A 21,061-nucleotide genomic window follows, 5' to 3' on the forward strand; every position below is an offset into this window, starting at 1 on the left:
TTGCTTTGAACTTTCAACGCCGGGGCATCATCAACTTTTAGTTCTGGAAAGTAAGCAGGCAACTTCCGATGATCGCGTAGTTAGACGCCCTCGCACCCTGCCAGAAAAAACATCAAAAAACAGGATATTAAAACAGTGACTGTAAGTTATGCCTTACATACAGTTTTGAAGAAAAAACCATACAGGCAAAGCAACTAATGAATATGGGAACTTCGTAGGCTACGAATGGCGAAACAACAATTAATAGAGTGATAGCTTTAACTTTTCGGACATTAAGCCGGCCAGAAAATAATTGAAAGAAAAAAGCGACCAGATGCGTTCCCCCTCTGCCATTCATGCGAGCCGCCGCTCGTCGCCTGACGGACACGTCTGACAAAAACGCCTTGCGGGGGCCTTAAGATATATCTTAAGTTGTATCTAAATACGACGAGAGAGAAAGCAGAAATGAGAGACCATCATTCCCCCCACCGCGAACACGGCGACGGCCGCGACGGTTTCGAGAAACGCCCCGGTCGCGAACGCGGCGGTCGTGGCCCACGGGTCTTCGCCCCCGGCGACCTGAAACTGCTGTTGCTGGCGCTGATCGCCGAACAGCCGTGCCACGGCTACGACCTGATCCGCCAGATCGAAGGCATGTTCGACGGCGCCTACAGCCCAAGCCCCGGCGTGATCTACCCGACCCTGACTTTCCTCGAAGAAAGCGACCTGATCACCGGCGACGCTGAAGCGGGCAAAAAACGCTACAGCGCCACCGATGCCGGACGCTTGTCATTGAGCGAACAAGCCATCGCCCTCGACGGTGTGCGCATGCGCATCGACGTCAGCAAACGCTCACTGCGCGGCCACGATCGGCCAGCGGAAATTCATGAAGCGGTGCACAACCTGCGCCATGCGTTGCAAATGCATCACGGGCGCTGGAGCCCGGAAGAAATCCTGCGCGTGCGCGATCTGCTCAACAACACCGCCAAAGCCATCGTCGACGCCCCTGCCGTTCAACCTGCCTCGGAGAAAGCCGAATGACTGCAGTCGATACCCAAACCATTCACCGCGTGATGCACGAAATCAAACGTCGCAAACTGGAAGTGTTGCGCGTGGTCGACCTGACGCCACGCATGCGCCGCATCACCCTCGGCGGGCCGGAGTTGGCCGGGTTCATCAGCCTGGGCACCGACGATCACGTCAAACTGTTGTTCCCGCAGAACGCCGAACAGGCCGCCGCGCTGGACACCCTGGTGCTCGGCGCCGGCAAGGATGATGGGCCGAAACCCGAAATGCGCGACTACACCCCGCGCCGCTATGACCTCGAGGCGCTGGAACTGGACATCGATTTTGTCCTGCACGGCGATGGCCCTGCGTCGACTTGGGCGGAACAGGCCACCGTCGGCCAGTTCCTGCACATCGGCGGGCCGCGTGGCTCGATGATCGTCCCGGACATTTTCGACAGCTATCTGCTGATCGGCGACGAGACCGCCCTGCCCGCCATCGCCCGCCGCCTCGAAGGCCTGGCGGCCAATCGCAGGGCGCTGGTGGTGATCGAAGTGGAAAACGGTGCCGAGCAGCAAGTGCTCGAGAGTGCCGCACAGGTCAATGTGATCTGGGTATTGCGCGAAGGCGGCAAGGACAACCTGCTGACCACGGTGAAGCAGTTGCAAGTGCCCAAAGGCAATCTGTATGCGTGGGTGGCGACCGAGACCAAGGTGTCACGGCAGATCCGCCGGCTGCTGATCGATGAGCATGGGCTCGATGAGCAGCTCATTAAAGCCGTTGGCTATTGGCGCGCTGAGGGCACTGAAGAAGAGTGATATCCGCTGTAGGAGCTGCCGCAGGCTGCGATCTCTTGATCTTGTTTTTTTGAAAAATCAACGTCAAAAGATCGCAGCCTGCGGCAGCTCCTACAGGTGCTTTAACTCCGTGCAAATCTGCTGCGGTCGAGGCCGATGACCAACAACCCAATCAGCACAAACCCCAGCAAAATCCCCCCGGCATTGATCAGCACCTGTGGATAACCCAACACGGCCACATCAATGAACGGATACGCATACGCGCCGAGCAAATGCCCGCGTAGCAACGCGTAAATGAAATACGCCAGCGGATAAATCAGCCACACCGGCAGATGCCACAGGCGCAACGTTCCTTTCGGTACGCACCACCACCAATAGCCCAGAAACAGCAGCGGCATCACGTCGTGCAGCAGTTCATCGGCGATAAATTGCCAGCCTTCCGGGTGCCACAAATGCCGCAGCAAAATGCTGTACGCAAGCCCGACCACGGCAATGCTCACGGCGATCCCGCTACTGACCCACGGCTGCAGGAACCAGCGGCGTGCAGCGGATTCATGATGAGTCACGGCACAGGTCAGCACCGTCGCCACCAGTGTGTTGGTCAAAATCGTGAAGTAACTGAAAAAACTCACCAATCCGCCCAACAGACTGGCGCCGACGCTCAAGCGTGCAAAGAAAATCAGGTACAGCTGAATCGCCAACCCCGCCCAACCCAATACCGCTGCGCAGGTAATCAGGCGTCGCCGCCACACGGCGTCCATCTCAAAGCGGTCGCTTGGTGCGCATCAACTTCACGTACAGACGCTCGACCTTCTCCCGCGCCCACGGGGTTTTGCGCAGGAACGTCAGGCTCGACTTGATGCTCGGATCGCTCTTGAAGCAGCGGATATCGATGCGCTCGGCCAGCCCCGACCACTCGTAATGGCTCACCAGTGCATTGAGGATCTGTTCAAGGGTGACGCCGTGCAGCGGATCGGGGGTTTGTTCGTTCATGCCAGGCCTTTGGGCGAAGTAAAAATGCGGAAGCCGCGCACCTTAGCCGAGGGGGTGATCGGGTGGAAGGCCTACCTTCAAATGTAGGCCAACCTGAGAAGATCGCAGGCCGCGACTCGCCTCACAATGCGCCCGTTTGCCGCACTGTTACCGATTGCGAAATGCTGCATGTCTACAAAAGGCCTTTGTCTTTTTGTAACAGATCATTATCCTGCCGCCCTTCTGCTGAACCGCTTCACTGCCTGCGACATATTGAAGCGCTCGAATTGCACTCCCGAAAACACCAAAAAAAGACTTATCCATGCCTGATTTTTCCTTCTCCCGAGATAGCGCTATCTCAGCCCTGCGCACTCTCGGCGGCTGCACTGCGCTGGGCCTCGCCACCTGCGCACAAGCGGCGCCCGCGTTCGACAGCGAATCACCGTACATGCTCGGTGACTGGAACGGCACGCGCACCGAACTCGCGGAAAAAGGCTACGACTTCAAGCTCGATTACACCGGCGAAATGGGCAGCAACCTCCACGGCGGCTACGACCACGACCGCACCGCGCGTTACAGCGATCAGTTCGGTCTGGGTACGCACCTCGACCTGCAGAAAATCCTCGGCTGGGACGACGCTGAGTTTCAACTGACCATCACCAAGCGCAGCGGCAACAACATCAGCAACGACCGCATCAACGATCCGCGCGTCGGCGGCTTCACCTCGGCCCAGGAAGTCTGGGGCCGTGGCCAGACCACGCGCCTGACGCAGATGTGGTATCAGCAGAAATTCTTCGATCAGAAACTCGACATCAAAGTCGGCCGTTTTGGCGAAGGCGAAGACTTCAACACGTTCCCGTGCGACTTCCAGAACCTCGCGTTCTGCGGTTCGCAGGTCGGCAACTGGGTCGGCGGTATCTGGTACAACTGGCCGGTCAGCCAATGGGCGATGCGCGTCAAATATCACCTGACCCCAGAGTTGTATGCACAGGTCGGCGCCTACGAGCAGAACCCGTCGAACCTTGATCGCGGCAACGGTTTCAAACTGAGCGGCAGCGGCACCCAGGGCGCAATCCTGCCGATCGAACTGGTGTGGACGCCGAAACTCAACGGCCTGCCGGGCGAATACCGCGCCGGTTACTACTACAGCAACGCCAAGGCCACCGATGCTTACAAAGATCAGAACGGCCAACCGGCGGCCCTCAGCGGCGAAGCCTACCGCAGCGCGTCGAGCAAACACGGCGTGTGGCTGGGCCTTCAGCAGCAGATCACCAGCGTGGCCAGCGATAACAGCCGCGGCTTGAGCGTGTTTGCCAACGGCACCCTGCACGACAAGAAAACCAACGCCATCGACAACTACGTGCAGGCCGGCATCACCTACAAAGGCCCGTTCGACGCGCGCGCCAAGGATGACATCGGTTTCGCCCTCGCCCGCGTACACGTCAACCCGGCCTTCCGCAAAAACGCCGAAGCGACGAATCAGGCCAACGCCGTCTACGACTACGACGATCCGTCGTTCCTGCCGCCGCAAGACACCGAGTACAGCGCCGAGCTGTATTACGGCGTGCATGTAACCAACTGGCTGACCGTGCGCCCGAACTTGCAATACATCCGCCACCCCGGTGGCGTGAACGACGTCGACGACGCCCTGATCGGCGGGATCAAGATCCAGTCTTCGTTCTAAAGCACAACACAAATCCCCTGTAGGAGTGAGCCTGCTCGCGATAGCGGTGTTCCAGTCACTGGAGATGTCGCCTGAAACACCGCTATCGCGAGCAGGCTCACTCCTACAGATGAAATTTCGTTAGCTAGACAAGTTTTTATCTGAACCATGCCCGCGCCCAATCGTCATCTACAGTGACTACTGCGCGGGACTCTTTGAAACGTCACGGAGAATCACACTATGAGCACCGAAAGTGCTTCGAGTCGGGGCCGTCTGCTACCGAGCCTGCTCGGCATTCTGCTTCTACTGATGGGCCTGGCCATGTTGGCCGGTGGGGTCAAGCTGAGCATGCTCGGCGGCTCGCTGTACTACCTGCTGGCCGGTATCGGCATTGCGCTGACCGGTATCCTGCTGCTGATGCGCCGCCGCGCAGCGCTGGGCCTGTACGCCATCGTGCTGTTCGCCAGCACCGTCTGGGCGCTGTGGGAAGTCGGCCTGGACTGGTGGCAACTGGTGCCACGTCTGGCGATGCTGTTCGCCCTGGGCCTGGTCATGTTGCTGCCATGGTTCCGTCGTCCGCTGCTGCTCAACGGTCCAGCCCCGATGGGCACCGGCGCCTTGAGCGTGGCCGTGGTGCTGGCAGGTCTGACCGCACTGGCCAGCCAATTCACCAACCCGGGTGAAATCAAAGGCCAACTGGATCGCGACAGCGTCGACGGCATGACCAACACCGCACCGGCCATGCCCGACGGTGACTGGAACTCCTACGGCCGCAGCGCCCACGGTGACCGTTACTCGCCACTGGCCCAGATCACTCCGGCCAACGTGAGCAAACTGGTGCCGGCGTGGACCTATCGCACTGGCGACATCCCGGGTCCAAACGATCCGGGCGAAACCACCGCCGAAAACACCCCGCTGAAAGTCAACGGCATGCTCTACGTGTGCACGCCGCACAGCCAGGTGATTGCCCTTGATCCGGATTCGGGCAAGGAAATCTGGCGTTTCGATCCGAAGCTGAGCACGCAGAACGCGGCCAACTTCAAAGGCTGGGCGCACATGACCTGCCGTGGCGTGACTTACCACGACGACGCGGTCTACGCCTCCGAGCAGAGCCCGACCGGTTCGGCCAGCCCGGCCGCGGCCAGCGCCTGCCCGCGCCGCATCTTCCTGCCAACCGCCGACACCCGTCTGATCGCCCTGAACGCCGACACCGGCAAAATGTGCGAAGACTTCGGCGACAAAGGCCAGGTTGATCTGTCTGCCAACATCGGCGGCTTCAATGCCGGCGGCTACTACTCCACTTCGCCACCAGCGGTCACCAAAGACCTGGTAGTGATTGGCGGCCACGTCACTGACAACGTTTCCACCGACGAGCCAAGCGGCGTGATCCGCGCGTTCGACGTGCACACCGGCAAACTGGTGTGGAACTGGGACAGCGGCAACCCGGACGACACCGCGCCGATTGCCGAAGGCAAGACCTACACCCGCAACTCGCCCAACATGTGGTCGATGTTCGCGGTCGATGAAAAACTCGGCATGCTCTACCTGCCGATGGGTAACCAGACCCCGGACCAGTTCGGTGGCGCGCGTACCCCTGAGTCGGAACTGCATGCAGCGGGCCTGACCGCACTGGACATCGCCACCGGCAAAGTGCGCTGGAACTTCCAGTTCACCCACCATGACCTGTGGGACATGGACGTCGGCGGTCAACCGACCGTGATGGACATCAAAACCGCTGACGGCGTGAAGCCTGCGGTACTGGCGTCGACCAAGCAGGGCAGCATCTACGTACTGGATCGCAGCACCGGCAAGGCCATCGTGCCGATCAACGAGATTCCGGTGCCGCAAGGCGCAGTGGAAGGCGACCACACCTCGCCGACCCAACCGAAATCCGACCTCAACTTCATGCCGCCGCCGCTCAAAGAACGCGACATGTGGGGCGTAACCCCGTTCGACCAGATGCTCTGCCGGATCGACTTCAAGTCCCTGCGCTATGACGGCCCGTTCACGCCGCCATCGCTGCAAGGCTCGATCGTTTATCCAGGCAACTTCGGCGTGTTCGACTGGGGCGGCATCTCGGTCGATCCGGTGCGCCAGATCGCCTTCGTCAACCCGAGCTACATGGCGTTCCGTTCGAAACTGATCCCGGCCGCCGAAATCGCCAAGCAAGGTCCACGCGTCAGCGAGACCGAAGGCGTCCAGCCAAACAAAGGCGCGCCATACGGCGTAGTCCTCGAAGCACTGCTGTCGCCAATGGGCCTGCCGTGCCAGGCGCCAGCATGGGGTTATGTTGCAGCGGTCGACCTGACCACCAGCAAAACCATCTGGATGCACAAGAACGGCACCGTGCGTGACAGCTCGCCGGTTCCGATCCCGCTGAGCATGGGCGTACCTAGCCTGGGCGGCACCTTCACCACTGCCGGCGGCGTCGCGTTCCTGAGCGGCACCCTCGACCAGTACCTGCGCGCCTACGACGTGAAAAACGGCAAGCAACTGTGGGAAGGCCGCCTGCCAGCAGGCGCGCAAACCACACCGATGACCTACACCGGCAAGGACGGCAAGCAATACGTGCTCGTTGTTGCAGGCGGTCACGGCTCGCTCGGCACCAAGCAGGGTGACTATGTGATTGCGTACAAACTGTCGGAATAAGTTTTACCGGTAGTTGCAGAAGGCGATGTCTCGCGAGGGACATCGCCTTTTTTGTGCACGCCGATTTTGAATCCACCGCATATCCCCTGTGGAAGCTAACCCTGCTAGCGATTGCGGTCTGACGTTCAACATCTTTGTTGACTGACAGGGCCCCATCGCTAGCAGGGCTAGCTCCCACAGGTTGAGATGTGTGGGCTGTGGGAAATGTGCCTGTCCTACAAATGCCGATGGTTACGCGGAGTTTTCCGACAAGTCGCGTCGGTTGTGCCTCGGAAATCGGCTGGATAGGCTCGGGGGGTCGCTGCAAATTCAGCGAACGGGCGTCGCGGCCCGATAACTGATGCATAATCGCCACCCTCACGGCACCTCGGTGCCTGTTGTGTCATGGCGGCTGTGCGCGGGATATCTCCTTGGGGGTATGCCGATTCCTCAGTTATCGGTCCGCGAACCCGCGTACAGCTGCCACCTCAGATTGCGTCGCGGCAATCGAAGGCAGCTCCACTTTCACCAACTGAGTATTCACCATGATCAAACCCACGCCCAATCCCCCCGCAGCGGACGACACCACGCCCTACGAATTCCCCGGCTCAAAAAGATTCCACGACGCCGCCGAACGCGCCCTCGACCACTACCTCAAACCCAACGCCTTAACCCTGCGCTTCCACAAACCCAGCACCATGTTCCAGATCACCCCCGATCAGGACAACGAAACCCTGCTGGCCCACGCCTGCGAATCCCTCGCCTCCGCCAGCATCATGACCAGCGACATCGCCGCCTACATCGACCCGCCCCAGCGCCACACCATCCTGGCCATCCAGCAAATCATCATGCTGGCCGAACTGGCGGTGAACCAAGTGCTGGATAACGTCGAAACCCGCCAGCCACAACACTGACCCCTTGGTGGGAGCCAGCCCTGCTAGCGATTGCGGTCTGACCTTCAACATCACTTTCTACTGACCGGGCCCCATCGCCAGCAGGGCTAGCTCCCACGGTGGGAATTGGGTGCGGTCAGCAAGAGCTTGGTCGGCTGTCAGGCCGCCATCGCTGGCAAGCCAGCTCCCACAGGGATTAAGTTCAAACTCAGATACTCGTATCCCCCCGGCTTCTCACCACTCAAAACAATGAGCGCAAGCTCGAGTACCGCTCTTGATCTTGATCCACGAGCGACGTCGGAAGGCTTCGCTCCGGGATTGATCCGGGGGTGGGAGCGCAGCGACCGTTCGACGAAGTCGAACACATCGAGAGGAGGTGCAGCGAAGCAAACCGGAGGCGATGCGCCCGGATCGATCCCGGAGCGAAGGAACCCCGAGCCCCAGCGAGCGGGCCGAACGCAGGAGCAAAGCCTTTTTGGGTACTTTTTCGGCGTCTGGAAAAAGTGCCTCGCCGTAAGGGCGAAACCGTAATCAGCCCCCCCCGAAGCAACGGATATACCCCCAACCCCCAAGAGCATGGTCGGCCCAAAGGCCGCCAAGTCAAAAGCGTGACCCCTGTCAAAACCCTGAACACACAAGCAGAAACACCCCCACCCATTGAAACCACCCAAGCCTTGCCCCATCTAAGACCCATACCCCATTGCGCAGGTGCCCCATGAGCGACCAGCAAGAATTCCCGGAAAACCCAGACGACTACAGCGAAGCCGAACACATCGAACACACCGCCTCCGGCAAAGGCCTCGCCCTGCCCGGTCAAAACCTGCCGGACAAGGTCTACATCATCCCGATCCACAACCGCCCGTTTTTCCCGGCGCAAGTCCTGCCGGTCATCGTCAACGAAGAACCCTGGGCCGAAACCCTCGAACTGGTCAGCAAATCCGAACACCACTCCCTGGCCCTGTTCTTCATGGACACCCCCCAGGAAGACCCGCGCCACTTCGACACCGGCGCCCTCCCCGAATACGGCACCCTGGTCAAAGTCCACCACGCCAGCCGCGAGAACGGCAAACTGCAATTCGTCGCCCAAGGCCTGAGCCGCGTACGCATCAAAACCTGGCTCAAACACCACCGCCCACCGTACCTGGTCGAAGTCGAATACCCGCACCAGCCGACCGAGCCGACCGACGAGGTCAAGGCCTACGGCATGGCGCTGATCAACGCGATCAAGGAACTGCTGCCGCTCAACCCGCTGTACAGCGAAGAGCTGAAAAACTACCTCAACCGCTTCAGCCCCAACGACCCGTCGCCGCTGACCGACTTCGCCGCCGCCCTGACGTCCGCCACCGGCCCCGAGCTGCAAGAAGTGCTCGACTGCGTGCCGATGCTCAAGCGCATGGAAAAAGTCCTGCCGATGCTGCGCAAGGAAGTCGAAGTTGCGCGCCTGCAAAAAGAGATCTCGGCAGAAGTTAACCGCAAGATCGGCGAGCATCAGCGCGAGTTCTTCCTCAAGGAACAACTCAAGGTCATCCAGCAGGAACTCGGCTTGACCAAGGACGACCGCAGCGCCGACCTCGAACAGTTCGAACAGCGCCTCGAAGGCAAAGTCCTGCCGGCGCAGGTGCAGAAACGCCTCGATGAGGAAATGAACAAACTGTCGATCCTCGAGACCGGTTCGCCGGAGTACGCGGTCACCCGCAACTACCTCGACTGGGCGACTTCGGTGCCGTGGGGCGTTTACGGCGAGGACAAACTCGACCTCAAGCACGCGCGCAAAATTCTCGACAAACACCACGCCGGCCTCGACGACATCAAGGATCGCATCCTCGAATTCCTAGCCGTCGGTGCTTATAAAGGTGAGATCAGCGGCTCCATCGTGCTGCTGGTCGGCCCGCCGGGCGTGGGTAAAACCAGCGTCGGCAAATCCATCGCCGAATCCCTTGGCCGGCCGTTCTACCGCTTCAGCCTCGGCGGCATGCGCGACGAAGCCGAGATCAAGGGCCACCGCCGCACCTACATCGGCGCGCAGCCGGGCAAACTGGTGCAGGCGTTGAAAGACGTCGAAGTAATGAACCCGGTGATCATGCTCGACGAGATCGACAAGATGGGCCAGAGCTACCAGGGCGACCCGGCCTCGGCGCTACTGGAAACCCTCGACCCGGAACAGAATGTCGAATTCCTCGACCACTACCTCGACCTGCGCATGGACTTGTCGAAAGTCCTGTTCGTCTGCACCGCCAACACCCTCGATTCGATCCCCGGCCCGTTGCTGGACCGGATGGAAGTGATTCGCCTGTCGGGCTACATCACCGAAGAAAAAGTCGCCATCGCCAAGCGGCACCTGTGGCCAAAACTGCTGGAAAAGGCCGGTGTGTCCAAGGGCAGCCTGAGCATCAGCGACACGGCACTCAAAGCCTTGATCGACGGTTACGCCCGTGAAGCCGGCGTGCGTCAGCTGGAAAAACAGATGGGCAAACTGGTGCGCAAAGCGGTGATGAAGCTCATCGACGACCCGAAAGCGGTGATCAAACTCGGGCCGAAAGACCTCGAAGCGTCGCTGGGTCATCCGGTGTTCCGCAACGAACAAGTGCTGTCCGGCACCGGCGTCATCACAGGCCTGGCCTGGACCAGCATGGGCGGCGCGACCTTGCCGATCGAGGCGACGCGGATTCACACGCTCAATCGCGGCTTCAAACTCACCGGGCAACTGGGCGATGTGATGAAGGAATCGGCGGAGATCGCCTACAGCTACGTCAGCTCGCACCTGAAACAGTTCGGCGGCGACACGAAGTTCTTCGACGAAGCCTTCGTCCACCTGCATGTGCCGGAAGGCGCGACACCAAAAGACGGCCCGAGCGCCGGCGTGACCATGGCCAGCGCCCTGCTCTCGCTCGCCCGTAACCAGCCGCCGAAAAAAGGCGTGGCGATGACCGGCGAACTGACGCTGACCGGGCATGTGCTGCCAATTGGCGGGGTGCGCGAGAAGGTGATTGCGGCGCGGCGGCAGAAGATCTTCGAGCTGATTCTGCCGGAGCCTAACCGGGGCAACTTCGAGGAACTGCCGGATTATCTGAAGGAAGGGATTACCGTGCATTTCGCGAAGAAGTTCGCCGATGTGGCAAAGGTGTTGTTCTAAGTTGATCAGTGCTTCTGTCAGCGCACTGCGCTGGCAGAGGTCCTGCCTATTTCATTTGACGCAGTCAACGATCGCGAAAAGGCATAAGAACTGTCATATCTGACAGTTCTCAGTGGATGAATGCCAACCCAGACTGGCTTCTCGAATTCATTCAATTCAAGGAAGCACTTCATGGCAAATCCAACTGACACCAAAGCCGTATTCGTTGACGGAAATCTATCCGTTGAAGTGAAAGGCACGATTGGCGGCATTGCGGTCAACCTGACGAGCTACACGACAACAGCCACTTCTTTGTCATTCAGCCCGTTAGGAGGCTATTACCTTGATTTCAAGCACAATCAAAATCTGGTGAGTAACAGATCCATTTCCCTGTCGCTTCGCGATCTGTTGCAACCCGAGATCTCTAGCTACTCTGAATCAATCATTACCGAGCGAGGTATTCAGATTTATGAATACGATATGGAACGTTCATCATCAATCGACGTAACCCAACTCGGCGCGAGTCTGTACAGGTACTCCATCAGCGGTTTTAAACTTTCCGGCAAGGCTCGCTACGGGGATGACACCCGCGAAGTCACCGGCAAAGGCTTCGTTTTGCTCAACGAACTGATCTGGCCTTTCTGATACCCCGGCTATAACAGAGCTAGTTAGCGTGTGACGGCTGAGCAGTCACACGCTTGCAGCGCTCGCAAGTTGGTCATTGTCACACTTTGTCTCATCTTCAGTTATGCTCGCCGTTCGTCGTGAACGCCCGGAGCTGCTGAGCCTATGTCCCCCACTCGCCTGTTTGTCCCCCTCGCCCTTTCCTTGCTGGCCGCTTGTGCCACGCAACCGAAACATAACGTGACCGTGGAAAAACAAAGCGAATGCCCGGTGAAACTCACCAACGGGCAAAACCTGATCATCACGCTGCCAAGCAACCCGACCACGGGTTATCGCTGGGCGATTCAGGATTCCGCCGGCGGTGTATTGCGCGCCCTCAGTCCCGAGGTTTACAGCAATCCGGAAGATGCCGGCGTGGTCGGCGCTGCTGGCGTTTCCACTTGGCGTTTCCAGGCATTCACCACCGGCACCGGGCGCCTGCGCCTGACCTCGCAACAGCCGTGGGCGCCGGAAGTGCTGCCGGTGGAAACCTTTGACTGCGCGATCTCGGTGAACTGATCGTGGGTTGGCTGATTCTCGCGCTGATGGGCGCGGTGACGTTTCTCTACGGTGTCAGCACCCATGCGGCGTTGCTTTGCCTGTTGGTCAAACCGTTGCCGGTGCTGGCGTTGCTTGGCTGGTTGCACGATGCGCCGCCCAGCGACTATCGCCGCTGGATCAGCCTCGGCCTGATTTTCTCGCTGCTCGGCGATGTGTTGCTGGCGTGGCCGGGGGATCTTTTTGTATTCGGGCTGGGCGCATTTCTGCTCGCGCATCTGGCTTATCTGAAGGCTTATCTGAGTGACTGCAAGCGTCTGGCGATATTGCCGCTGCTGCTTGCCCTCGCGGTCGGCGCGGTGCTGCTGGGGCTTCTGATTTCCAGCGGTCTGGGCCCGCTGCTGGTGCCGGTGATCATCTATGGCACAGCGATCAGCGCGATGCTCTGGCGTGCCCTCGCCCGACTGGGCACCGACGTGCCCAAGCGCTCGGCGTTGCTGGCGGCCGGCGGTGCGCTGGCGTTTGTGTTCTCTGACAGCGTGATTGGCATTGATCGCTTCGTATCACCATTCCACGCTGCGCCGTACGTCATCATCCTCAGCTACTGGCTGGGTCAGTGGGGCATCGCCGCCTCGGCGTTCTCCCAGACCAAACGGATCTGATCGTTCCCACGCTCTGCGTGGAACCGATCACCGGCAAAAAACGCTTTATCAGACAACCCAAGCATCCCCGCGCCCTTTTGGCTAAAATGCCGGCCTTTCCATTTACACCGCCGGAACCGCCGTGAGCAAAGAACCCGATCGCATTTTCGCCAAGCCTCTGGCCCAGGTCCCCGACTTCGCCTTCAACGAAGACGTGGTGCGGGTGTTCCCGGACATGATCAAGCGCTCGGTGCCGGGTTATCCGACCATCGTCGAAAACCTCGGCGTGCTCGCCGCACAGTTCGCCCAGCCGAACAGTGTGCTCTACGATCTCGGCTCGTCGCTGGGCGCTGTCACTCAGGCTCTGCGTCGCCACGTGCGCACCGACGGTTGCCGGGTGATTGCGGTGGATAACTCCGCTGCCATGGTCGAACGCTGCCGCGAATACCTCAACGGGCAGGACTCGATGTTCCAGGAGTTACTGCCGGTAGAAGTCATCGAAGGCGACATCCTCGCCCTCGACTTCCAGCCTGCCTCGGTGGTGGCGCTGAACTTCACCCTGCAATTCATCGCCCCCGATCAGCGTACGGCGTTGCTCTCGCGCATCCGCCAATCCTTGCTGCCCGGCGGCGCATTGATCCTCTCGGAGAAACTGCGCTTCAACGATGCCGAAGAACACGCGCTGCTCACCGATCTGCACGTCGCCTTCAAACGCGCCAACGGCTACAGCGAACTGGAAATTGCCCAGAAGCGCAGCGCCATCGAAAACGTCATGAAGCCCGACAGCCTCGAAGAACACCGCGAACGCCTGTTGGCCGCCGGGTTCTCGAAAGTCGTGCCGTGGTTCCAGTGTCTTAACTTTGCCTCGTTGATTGCCTTGCCATGATTGATCTGTCCCCCCTCGCCCGCCGTTTGGCTGGCACACCGCTGGCCGAATGGGCCAACACCCTGCAAGCGCAACTCGACAAGAAAATGGAGAAGGGCCACGGCGATCTGGAGCGCTGGCAGAGCGCGCTGGACGCCTTGCCAAAGATTCAGCCGAGCGAAATCGACCTGCTCAACGGCCTGAAACTCGACACTGATTGCGACGATGAAACCCGCGCACAGATGCGCACTGCGCTGATGGGCCTGTCGCCGTGGCGCAAAGGGCCGTTCGACCTGTTTGGTGTGCACGTCGACACCGAATGGCGCTCGGACTGGAAATGGTCGCGGGTCGCCCCGCATCTGGATCTGAAAGGCAAACGCATCCTCGATGTCGGCTGCGGCAATGGCTACTACATGTGGCGCATGCTCGGCGCCGGTGCGGACAGTGTGATTGGTGTTGACCCGAACTGGCTGTTCTTCTGCCAGTTCCAGGCGGTGCAGCGTTATCTGTCAGAACCGAATGCCTGGCACCTGCCGTTCCCATTCGAGGACCTGCCGCCGAACCTGGAAGGGTTCGACACGGTGTTTTCCATGGGTGTGTTCTACCACCGCCGCTCGCCGATCGAGCATTTGCTGGCGCTGAAGGACTGCCTGGTCAAGGGCGGCGAATTGGTGTTGGAAACGCTGGTGGTCGAAGGCGACAAGCATCAGGTGCTGGTGCCGGAAGACCGTTATGCGCAGATGCGCAACGTGTGGTTCCTGCCGTCGGTGCCGGCGCTGGAATTGTGGTTGCGCCGCGCCGGGTTCACCGACATTCGTTGCGTGGACGTGAGCACGACAACGGTCGAGGAACAGCGCGGCACCGAGTGGATGAAGTATCAATCGCTCAGCGACTTCCTTGATCCCGAAGACCACAGCAAAACCATCGAAGGCCTGCCGGCGCCGATGCGCGCGGTGATCGTCGCGAAGAAGTAATCCGATCTCGCAAACGCTGCAAAAATCTGTGGGAGCTGGCTTGCCAGCGATAGCGGTGGATCAGTCGACATCAATGTTTGATGTGCGGACGCCATCGCTGGCAAGCCAGCTCCCACAGGGTTCGATGCAGTTCTTTATTCAGTGGTTTTCGCGCGGCGGGCTCTAAAAAATTCGGTCAACACCGCCCCACACTCCTCCGCCAACACCCCACCCTCATACAACACTCGATGGTTGAGAAAACCCTGGGTAAAAAACTGCCCCTGACTCTGCACAATCCCCGCCTTCGGCTCCAGCGCCCCATACACCACCCGCGCCACCCGCGAATGCACGATCAAACCGGCGCACATGCTGCACGGCTCCAGCGTCACATACAGCGTACTGCCCGGCAGACGATAGTTATCCACGGCCTGTGCGGCCGCACGGATCGCGACCATTTCTGCGTGGGCACTCGGGTCGCTGGTGCTGATCGGGCAATTGAAGCCGCGACCGATGATCGCGCCGTCCTGCACCAACACCGCGCCCACCGGCACTTCACCGAGCGCTGCGCCTTGTGCGGCGAGGGTCAGGGCTTCGCGCATGAAATCGCGGTCACGGCTGCGGTCGATGATCGCCGCGGGGCGAATCTGGCGCATCACTTCACCTCGATGGCGGCCATCAGACCGGTTTCCATGTGGTCGATCACGTGGCAGTGGAACATCCACACGCCGGGGTTATCCGCCACCAGCGCCACTTGCGCGCGCTCGTTCTTGCCCAGCAGATAGGTGTCGGTGAAGTACGGAATGATCTTGTGTCGATTCGACGCAATCACCTTGAAGCTCATGCCGTGCAGGTGAATCGGGTGCTGGTACTGAGTCATGTTTTTCAATTCGAAAATATAGCTCTGCCCCAGTTTCAGGCTGGCAATCGGCCGATCGGCGCAGGTCTTGTCGGTGATGTCCCAAGCCTTGCCGTTGATTTGCCACAGGCTCGGTGGCTTGCCGTTTTCGGTGTTGACCGACACCGAACCGACCCATTCGAAATTGAAGTTGAGTTTCTCGGCCTTGGCCAGATCCGGCTCCGCTACCGGGTTGGCTGGCAGCGCCTTTGGCCACTCGGTCGGCGCATCGGTATTGGCCACCGAACGCAGGGTGCCAAGACGGACCGGGCCGTTGCGCAGCGACAATTCCTCGCCAGCCGCCGGCGCCTTGATCGCCAGGCAAATGCGCATGCCGGGGCCCAACCAGTACTCCTTGCCCAGCGGGCGTGGCTCGACCGGGTTGCCGTCCAGCGCATAGATTTTTGCTTCGACGCCGGGAATGTTGATGCGATACGTCAGCGTGTTATCGAGGTTAAGCAAACGCACCCGCGTGATCTGCCCAGCGGGCAATTCAATCACCGGCAATGGCACGCCATTGATCGTCGACAAACGCCCCGCCGTACCACCACGCGCCGCTTCACGCGGAATGCTGAACTCGACGAAATTGCCTACATCATCGATGTGCCAATTCTTCAGGCTCAAGGTCTTTTCGTAGACGAAACCGGTCGGCTCGCGTTCTTCGATAATCAGCGGCCCGACCAACCCACGCCCCAGTTCTTCACTGCTGCTGACATGCGGGTGATACCAATAGCTGCCGGCATCCGGCACGCGGAATTTGTAATCGAAGTATTCGCCCGGAAGAACCGGCAATTGCGAGACGTAAGGCACGCCGTCCATTTCCAGCGGCAGGCGAATGCCATGCCAATGAATGGTGGTCGCCACCGGCAAATGGTTGATAAAGCGCACCCGCAACCATTCACCCTGACGCACCCGCAACTCGGTACCCGGCGCCGACGGCCCAAACGCCCAGGCTTCAGTCTTGTGCCCCGGCACCAGCTCAACGTCCAGCGGCGCGGCGATCAGCTGATAGTCATGCCCCGCCTCAGCGTCAGCCATTTTGCCCAGCCAATAACGCGACGCGCCCCCCGCACCAACGCCAACGACAACAAGACCGGCCAGGCCACCGAGGATTTGGCGACGGGTAAAGGACATGAACTCAACTACCTCACGAATCAGCGACGGGCACCGGGCCCGCAAAGGGCGAATACGATACACCTGCAATTGAGAAACGGTAAGGGCGACCTGAGGCCGCACGTCTTGCCAAGCGCCTTGAGTGCAGCCAAATAACCACCGCTGCGGCACAAGCTTCACTCCACTGATGTTGAGCGCCGCTGACATAAGGATGTGCAAACATTAATTCAGGCTCCTTTGTAGCTAGGAACTTTCGACCAGCCCGTTTCAAAATATGTGTTTGCCTGACAACAGGCCCATCCTCCGATAGGATGCGGGCGTGGCTATGGAACACCTTCCTTCTATCCCCATGAACTAGGGGTTCCGCTCTCCACACCGCGCCTGCTTATTGCAGGCGTTTTCATATCGATTGCAAGGTGATGCTTCTGCTCACTCGAAACGGCGACCAAGGAAGGAATCAAGATGAATCAGGAACTGTTCCTGCGGCGCCGTACAAAAGTTCACGTCCCTACGGGCACCGGCGGTGCCTCGCGCGCCCAGGTTGCGACGGCCGTAAAAGAAATTGCGGCGTTTCGATGTGTTCTTTCTGAGCCACTGATCGAGCAGATCGGCAAGCTTTCGGCGGCACAACTTACGGTCTGGCTGCGCGAGATTATTCGAGTACTTCGGCGACACACCGGAGCTCATGTTCATCACCGGCCGTTCTATCCTGATTTTCCGAATCAGGTCCTGCAGGCCTCAGAGGCGGAGTTGTACTTCAACGCCGTCATGCACTACCACACGCTTCTGCGCTTGCCTTCCAGTGAAGACGTTCGCCCGCCCATGCTTGAAGGCAACTTCATCCATCTTGTTATCGAACCGGGAAGTGTCTCTGAGTTCGAGTCGTTACTCGCACCGCTGGTCTCATCACGCACCTCGCTGTCCGAAGAGGAAGCTGCTGATGTCATCTGGTTTATCCGGAAATACAAAGACGATGTTTTCCGTCTGCTGCCCGAGACCGTCCCGTTCCGGGAGATTCGTGCACTGGTAGGCGGCGCACTGGTCCTGCATGTCGCTAACGATGCCCGTGTGGAGTCATTCCTCGAACAAAACGTCGAGACGGCAACCGACGTGCTGCGCTTGGCGATTGCGTTGCATGGCGGAGACGTCTCGCTGGCGACAGCGCAGACGCGCTTCCGCAAAATGAAACGCTCAATGCGCCGTCGGCTATTGCGCCTGCTCGATCGCGCGCCTAATGCAGTTGAAGATGTGATGCGTCATGCCGAACGCTGGAAACGTCTCGCGGAAGTACTGCATCCGGGCGACTACGCCGATAAATACCCGCGAGCGCTCGCCGCCATTACGGCAGCGCGTCGCAACGATCCGCCGGCTTCGTTTGGATCTCGTGTCGAAACATTGCTCGCCCAACGTCAGATCACAGCGCTAACGCCGCTGCTGCAAGAGCGCCCCGGTGAGTTCGCACGACGCTTGGACGTAACCCTGCGCCGCGCCACCGACGCAGATGCGGTACTCGACGCCTTTGAAGCTGCCGCGACGCAAGTATCCTCACCCGTTTTGCTGCAGTTGCTGGCCCAGGTTCGAGCTCCGCGTCCCCTGCCTTTGCGGGCCTTCACGCCAAAAGGGGCGATGGCCAAAGTCTTCGGCATCATGGATCGGCGCGAACCGATCGCACAGGAGGTGTTGGCGCGTGCAGCGAAGATCTGCGAGGAAGCTCTTGTCACACGCTTCGCGTCTCTACCACCGCTGGGCCGTAGCTTCATCGACCCGGCATTACGCGAATACCGAGTGCCTCTGGCCCAGCGGGCCGCAGCCAAGTCGCTACGCACGCTGGTACGCGGCAGTCAGTTACCGCTTCCTGACACGCAGTTCATCCGCTTGTTCCTGTGGTGGAAGAATGGCAAAGGACGCACGGATATCGACTTGTCCGCAGCCTTTTTCGACGCCGACTTCGTATTCAAGGATACGGTCGCGTATTACAACCTGAGGGGTTACGGCGGTTACCACAGCGGTGACATCGTCGACGCGCCAGAAGGAGCGTCCGAGTTCATCGACCTCGACCTTGATGTCCTCATCAAGCAAGGTATCCGCTATGTCGTTACGTCCATCAACTCGTATACACAGCAGCCATATTGCGATCTGCCGGAATGCTTCGCGGGCTGGATGGCCCGCGCCGACACCGCATCGGGTGAAGTATTTGAGCCGCGCTCCGTATTCGACCGCATCGATATCGCATCCGACACCAGCATCTGTCTGCCCTTCGTAATGGACTTGCAGGAACAACGCATGATCTGGGCCGATCTGGGGCTCACGTCTTCTCCCCAATGGAACAACGTCGCCAATAACCTCAGCGGGGTATCTTTGATGCTCCGGGCTTTGGTGCATACACCCCGGCCGGATCTAGAGACACTTTTCGAGTTACATGTACGTGCCCGGGGCGAACGAGTTGACTCCCCACTGCAAGCAGAGACGGTGTTTGCTCCTGATCAAGGGTTAACGCCGTTCGATACGGATTTGATTCGATCGCAGTTTCTTTAGCCATTACTCCAATCATTGCGATCAATTGAACGCGATGACTCTTGCCAAGATGCTTTCCGCCCAAAAACAAAAATGCCAGTCAGTACAACTGACTGGCATTGGCGAACATCCGTAAGCTGTGTTCAACGAGTACTTGCGTGCTAGTACCCACCTGATCGCTCCGTGAATTGCTCAAAAAAAACCGCCTGACGTTAACGCCAGGCGGTTTTTTATTTCAGTCAGTCGGCCTTCAGGCCGGTGACGTTACTCCCACTCAATCGTCGCAGGCGGCTTGCTCGACACGTCGTAAGTAACGCGCGAGATGCCTTCGATTTCATTGATGATGCGGCCGGAGACGGTTTCCAGCAGTTCGTAAGGCAGGTGAGCCCAACGTGCGGTCATGAAGTCGATGGTTTCTACGGCACGCAGGGCGACGACCCAGGCGTAACGACGGCCATCGCCAACGACGCCAACCGATTTCACCGGCTGGAACACCACGAAGGCCTGGCTGACTTTGTGGTACCAGTCGGCTTTGCGCAGCTCTTCGATGAAGATGTGGTCGGCACGACGCAGCAGGTCGGCGTATTCCTTTTTCACTTCACCGAGGATGCGCACGCCCAGGCCCGGGCCCGGGAACGGGTGACGGTAGACCATGTCGTACGGCAGGCCGAGTTCCAGACCCAGACGACGGACTTCGTCCTTGAAAAGTTCGCGCAGTGGCTCGACCAGTTTCAGGTTCATCTCTTCCGGCAGGCCGCCCACGTTGTGGTGCGACTTGATCACGTGTGCCTTGCCGCTTTTCGCGCCAGCCGACTCGATCACGTCCGGGTAGATGGTGCCCTGAGCGAGGTATTTGATGTTTTCCAGTTTGTTCGACTGGGCATCAAATACGTCGATGAAGGTACGACCGATGATCTTGCGCTTCTTCTCTGGATCGGCTTCGCCGGCCAGGTTGTCGAGGAACTGATCTTCAGCGTTGGCGCGGATCACTTTGACGCCCATGTTCTCGGCGAACATGGCCATCACTTGCTCGCCTTCGTGCAGACGCAGCAGACCGTTGTCGACGAAGACGCAGGTCAGCTGGTCGCCAATGGCTTTGTGCAGCAGCGCGGCAACCACCGAGGAGTCAACGCCGCCGGACAGACCCAGCAACACGTTGTCGGTGCCGACTTGTGCGCGGATGTTGGCGATGGCGTCTTCAGCGATCTTCGACGGCGTCCACAGGGCTTCACAGCCGCAGATGTCGAGGACGAAGCGCGACAGGATGCGGCCGCCCTGTTTGGTGTGGGTCACTTCCGGGTGGAACTGCACGCCGTAGTAGCCACGGTCGTCGTTGAACATACCGGCGATCGGGCAGCTCGGGGTGCTGGCGAGGATGTGGAAGTCTTCCGGCATCTTGGTGACTTTGTCACCGTGGCTCATCCAGACGTCGAGGCCGAACAGGCCGTCAGCGTCGATGTGGTCTTCGATGCCGTCGAGCAGGCGGCTCTTGCCAACCACGTCAACGCGGGCGTAACCGAACTCACGCAGTTCGGAACCTTCAACCTTGCCGCCCAGTTGCTCGGCCATGGTCTGCATGCCGTAGCAGATACCGAAAACCGGTACGCCCAGATCGAACACTGCCTGTGGGCAACGCGGGCTGTCGGCGACGTGCACGGACTCGGGGCCGCCGGCGAGGATGACGCCTTTAGGAGCGAATTCGCGGATCGCATCTTCGTCCATGTCGAACGGGTGCAGTTCGCAGTACACACCGATCTCGCGCACGCGGCGGGCAATCAGTTGGGTGTATTGCGAGCCGAAGTCGAGGATCAGGATGCGGTGAGCGTGAATATCGAGGGCCATGATTCAGTCTCGTCTAAGTCGTTCAGAA

At 59.6% G+C, this 21,061-nt stretch carries 17 protein-coding genes; 12 read left to right on the forward strand and 5 right to left on the reverse strand.

The window, feature by feature from the left end; translation table 11 throughout:
• Positions 1-444 precede the first annotated feature (444 nt).
• Positions 445-1,020 (forward strand): PadR family transcriptional regulator, encoded by a 576-nt coding sequence (locus AC3Y64_RS22585; protein WP_489985314.1) that lies wholly within the window; start codon positions 445-447, stop codon positions 1,018-1,020.
• Positions 1,017-1,802: a siderophore-interacting protein gene (locus AC3Y64_RS22590; RefSeq protein ID WP_489985315.1), complete on the forward strand. Its 786-nt coding sequence runs from the start codon at positions 1,017-1,019 to the stop codon at positions 1,800-1,802. The genes AC3Y64_RS22585 and AC3Y64_RS22590 overlap by 4 nt, the downstream gene beginning before the upstream one ends.
• 101 nt (positions 1,803-1,903) lie before the next feature.
• Here the strand turns inward: AC3Y64_RS22590 and AC3Y64_RS22595 are convergent, their stop codons facing one another.
• Positions 1,904-2,542: a Pr6Pr family membrane protein gene (locus tag AC3Y64_RS22595; RefSeq protein ID WP_489985316.1), complete on the reverse strand. Its 639-nt coding sequence runs from the start codon at positions 2,540-2,542 to the stop codon at positions 1,904-1,906.
• A 1-nt stretch (position 2,543) separates the two neighbouring features.
• A complete protein-coding gene (locus tag AC3Y64_RS22600; protein ID WP_007916799.1) occupies positions 2,544-2,774 on the reverse strand; it encodes a VF530 family protein in 231 nt (76 codons plus the stop codon).
• 301 nt (positions 2,775-3,075) lie between these two features.
• On the opposite strand from AC3Y64_RS22600, the gene AC3Y64_RS22605 reads away from it, so the two are divergent.
• The 9 genes from AC3Y64_RS22605 to cmoB all read left to right on the forward strand — a co-directional run bounded on the left by AC3Y64_RS22605 (position 3,076) and on the right by cmoB (position 14,690).
• Positions 3,076-4,437 (forward strand): carbohydrate porin, encoded by a 1,362-nt coding sequence (locus AC3Y64_RS22605; protein ID WP_489985317.1) that lies wholly within the window; start codon positions 3,076-3,078, stop codon positions 4,435-4,437.
• A gap of 219 nt (positions 4,438-4,656) precedes the next feature.
• Positions 4,657-7,065 carry a glucose/quinate/shikimate family membrane-bound PQQ-dependent dehydrogenase gene (locus tag AC3Y64_RS22610; protein WP_489985318.1) on the forward strand — a complete coding sequence of 803 codons (2,409 nt, stop codon included), beginning with the start codon at positions 4,657-4,659 and terminating at the stop codon, positions 7,063-7,065.
• A gap of 524 nt (positions 7,066-7,589) precedes the next feature.
• Positions 7,590-7,958 carry a DUF6124 family protein gene (locus AC3Y64_RS22615; protein WP_489985319.1) on the forward strand — a complete coding sequence of 123 codons (369 nt, stop codon included), beginning with the start codon at positions 7,590-7,592 and terminating at the stop codon, positions 7,956-7,958.
• 694 nt (positions 7,959-8,652) lie between these two features.
• Complete coding sequence (gene lon, locus AC3Y64_RS22620; RefSeq protein ID WP_489985320.1) at positions 8,653-11,070, forward strand: endopeptidase La; 2,418 nt, start codon at positions 8,653-8,655, stop codon at positions 11,068-11,070.
• Between the two features lie 171 nt (positions 11,071-11,241).
• Entirely contained in the window at positions 11,242-11,694 is a 453-nt protein-coding gene (locus AC3Y64_RS22625) for a hypothetical protein (RefSeq protein ID WP_489985321.1), read from the forward strand.
• A 144-nt stretch (positions 11,695-11,838) separates the two neighbouring features.
• Complete coding sequence (locus AC3Y64_RS22630; RefSeq protein ID WP_489985322.1) at positions 11,839-12,231, forward strand: protease inhibitor I42 family protein; 393 nt, start codon at positions 11,839-11,841, stop codon at positions 12,229-12,231.
• Positions 12,232-12,233: 2 nt separating this feature from the next.
• Entirely contained in the window at positions 12,234-12,872 is a 639-nt protein-coding gene (locus tag AC3Y64_RS22635) for a lysoplasmalogenase (RefSeq protein WP_489985323.1), read from the forward strand.
• 121 nt (positions 12,873-12,993) lie between these two features.
• Positions 12,994-13,737, forward strand: coding sequence for a carboxy-S-adenosyl-L-methionine synthase CmoA (cmoA, locus tag AC3Y64_RS22640; protein ID WP_007916813.1), 744 nt, complete (start codon positions 12,994-12,996; stop codon positions 13,735-13,737).
• Entirely contained in the window at positions 13,734-14,690 is a 957-nt protein-coding gene (gene cmoB / locus AC3Y64_RS22645; protein WP_489985324.1) for a tRNA 5-methoxyuridine(34)/uridine 5-oxyacetic acid(34) synthase CmoB, read from the forward strand. The genes cmoA and cmoB overlap by 4 nt, the downstream gene beginning before the upstream one ends.
• Before the next feature lie 134 nt (positions 14,691-14,824).
• Here the strand turns inward: cmoB and tadA are convergent, their stop codons facing one another.
• Both tadA and AC3Y64_RS22655 read right to left on the reverse strand, forming a co-directional pair.
• Positions 14,825-15,322, reverse strand: coding sequence for a tRNA adenosine(34) deaminase TadA (gene tadA, locus AC3Y64_RS22650; protein WP_489985325.1), 498 nt, complete (start codon positions 15,320-15,322; stop codon positions 14,825-14,827).
• Positions 15,322-16,698 carry a multicopper oxidase family protein gene (locus AC3Y64_RS22655; RefSeq protein WP_489985326.1) on the reverse strand — a complete coding sequence of 459 codons (1,377 nt, stop codon included), beginning with the start codon at positions 16,696-16,698 and terminating at the stop codon, positions 15,322-15,324. Before AC3Y64_RS22655 ends, tadA begins: the two co-directional genes overlap by 1 nt.
• Before the next feature lie 441 nt (positions 16,699-17,139).
• On the opposite strand from AC3Y64_RS22655, the gene AC3Y64_RS22660 reads away from it, so the two are divergent.
• Positions 17,140-19,212: a TerD family protein gene (locus AC3Y64_RS22660; RefSeq protein ID WP_489985327.1), complete on the forward strand. Its 2,073-nt coding sequence runs from the start codon at positions 17,140-17,142 to the stop codon at positions 19,210-19,212.
• Positions 19,213-19,455: 243 nt separating this feature from the next.
• Here the strand turns inward: AC3Y64_RS22660 and guaA are convergent, their stop codons facing one another.
• Positions 19,456-21,033 carry a glutamine-hydrolyzing GMP synthase gene (guaA, locus tag AC3Y64_RS22665; RefSeq protein WP_122589943.1) on the reverse strand — a complete coding sequence of 526 codons (1,578 nt, stop codon included), beginning with the start codon at positions 21,031-21,033 and terminating at the stop codon, positions 19,456-19,458.
• Between the last annotated feature and the right edge of the window lie 28 nt (positions 21,034-21,061).

Source organism: Pseudomonas sp. 4CAES_32.4, from assembly GCF_058136335.1.

Coding starts and splice junctions, on each gene's coding strand:
- AC3Y64_RS22585 (WP_489985314.1), top strand. CDS start 445: ATGAGAGACCATCATTCCCCCCACCGCGAACACGGCGACGGCCGCGAC.
- AC3Y64_RS22590 (WP_489985315.1), top strand. CDS start 1,017: ATGACTGCAGTCGATACCCAAACCATTCACCGCGTGATGCACGAAATC.
- AC3Y64_RS22595 (WP_489985316.1), bottom strand. CDS start 2,542: ATGGACGCCGTGTGGCGGCGACGCCTGATTACCTGCGCAGCGGTATTG.
- AC3Y64_RS22600 (WP_007916799.1), bottom strand. CDS start 2,774: ATGAACGAACAAACCCCCGATCCGCTGCACGGCGTCACCCTTGAACAG.
- AC3Y64_RS22605 (WP_489985317.1), top strand. CDS start 3,076: ATGCCTGATTTTTCCTTCTCCCGAGATAGCGCTATCTCAGCCCTGCGC.
- AC3Y64_RS22610 (WP_489985318.1), top strand. CDS start 4,657: ATGAGCACCGAAAGTGCTTCGAGTCGGGGCCGTCTGCTACCGAGCCTG.
- AC3Y64_RS22615 (WP_489985319.1), top strand. CDS start 7,590: ATGATCAAACCCACGCCCAATCCCCCCGCAGCGGACGACACCACGCCC.
- lon (WP_489985320.1), top strand. CDS start 8,653: ATGAGCGACCAGCAAGAATTCCCGGAAAACCCAGACGACTACAGCGAA.
- AC3Y64_RS22625 (WP_489985321.1), top strand. CDS start 11,242: ATGGCAAATCCAACTGACACCAAAGCCGTATTCGTTGACGGAAATCTA.
- AC3Y64_RS22630 (WP_489985322.1), top strand. CDS start 11,839: ATGTCCCCCACTCGCCTGTTTGTCCCCCTCGCCCTTTCCTTGCTGGCC.
- cmoB (WP_489985324.1), top strand. CDS start 13,734: ATGATTGATCTGTCCCCCCTCGCCCGCCGTTTGGCTGGCACACCGCTG.
- tadA (WP_489985325.1), bottom strand. CDS start 15,322: ATGCGCCAGATTCGCCCCGCGGCGATCATCGACCGCAGCCGTGACCGC.
- AC3Y64_RS22655 (WP_489985326.1), bottom strand. CDS start 16,698: ATGTCCTTTACCCGTCGCCAAATCCTCGGTGGCCTGGCCGGTCTTGTT.
- AC3Y64_RS22660 (WP_489985327.1), top strand. CDS start 17,140: ATGAATCAGGAACTGTTCCTGCGGCGCCGTACAAAAGTTCACGTCCCT.
- guaA (WP_122589943.1), bottom strand. CDS start 21,033: ATGGCCCTCGATATTCACGCTCACCGCATCCTGATCCTCGACTTCGGC.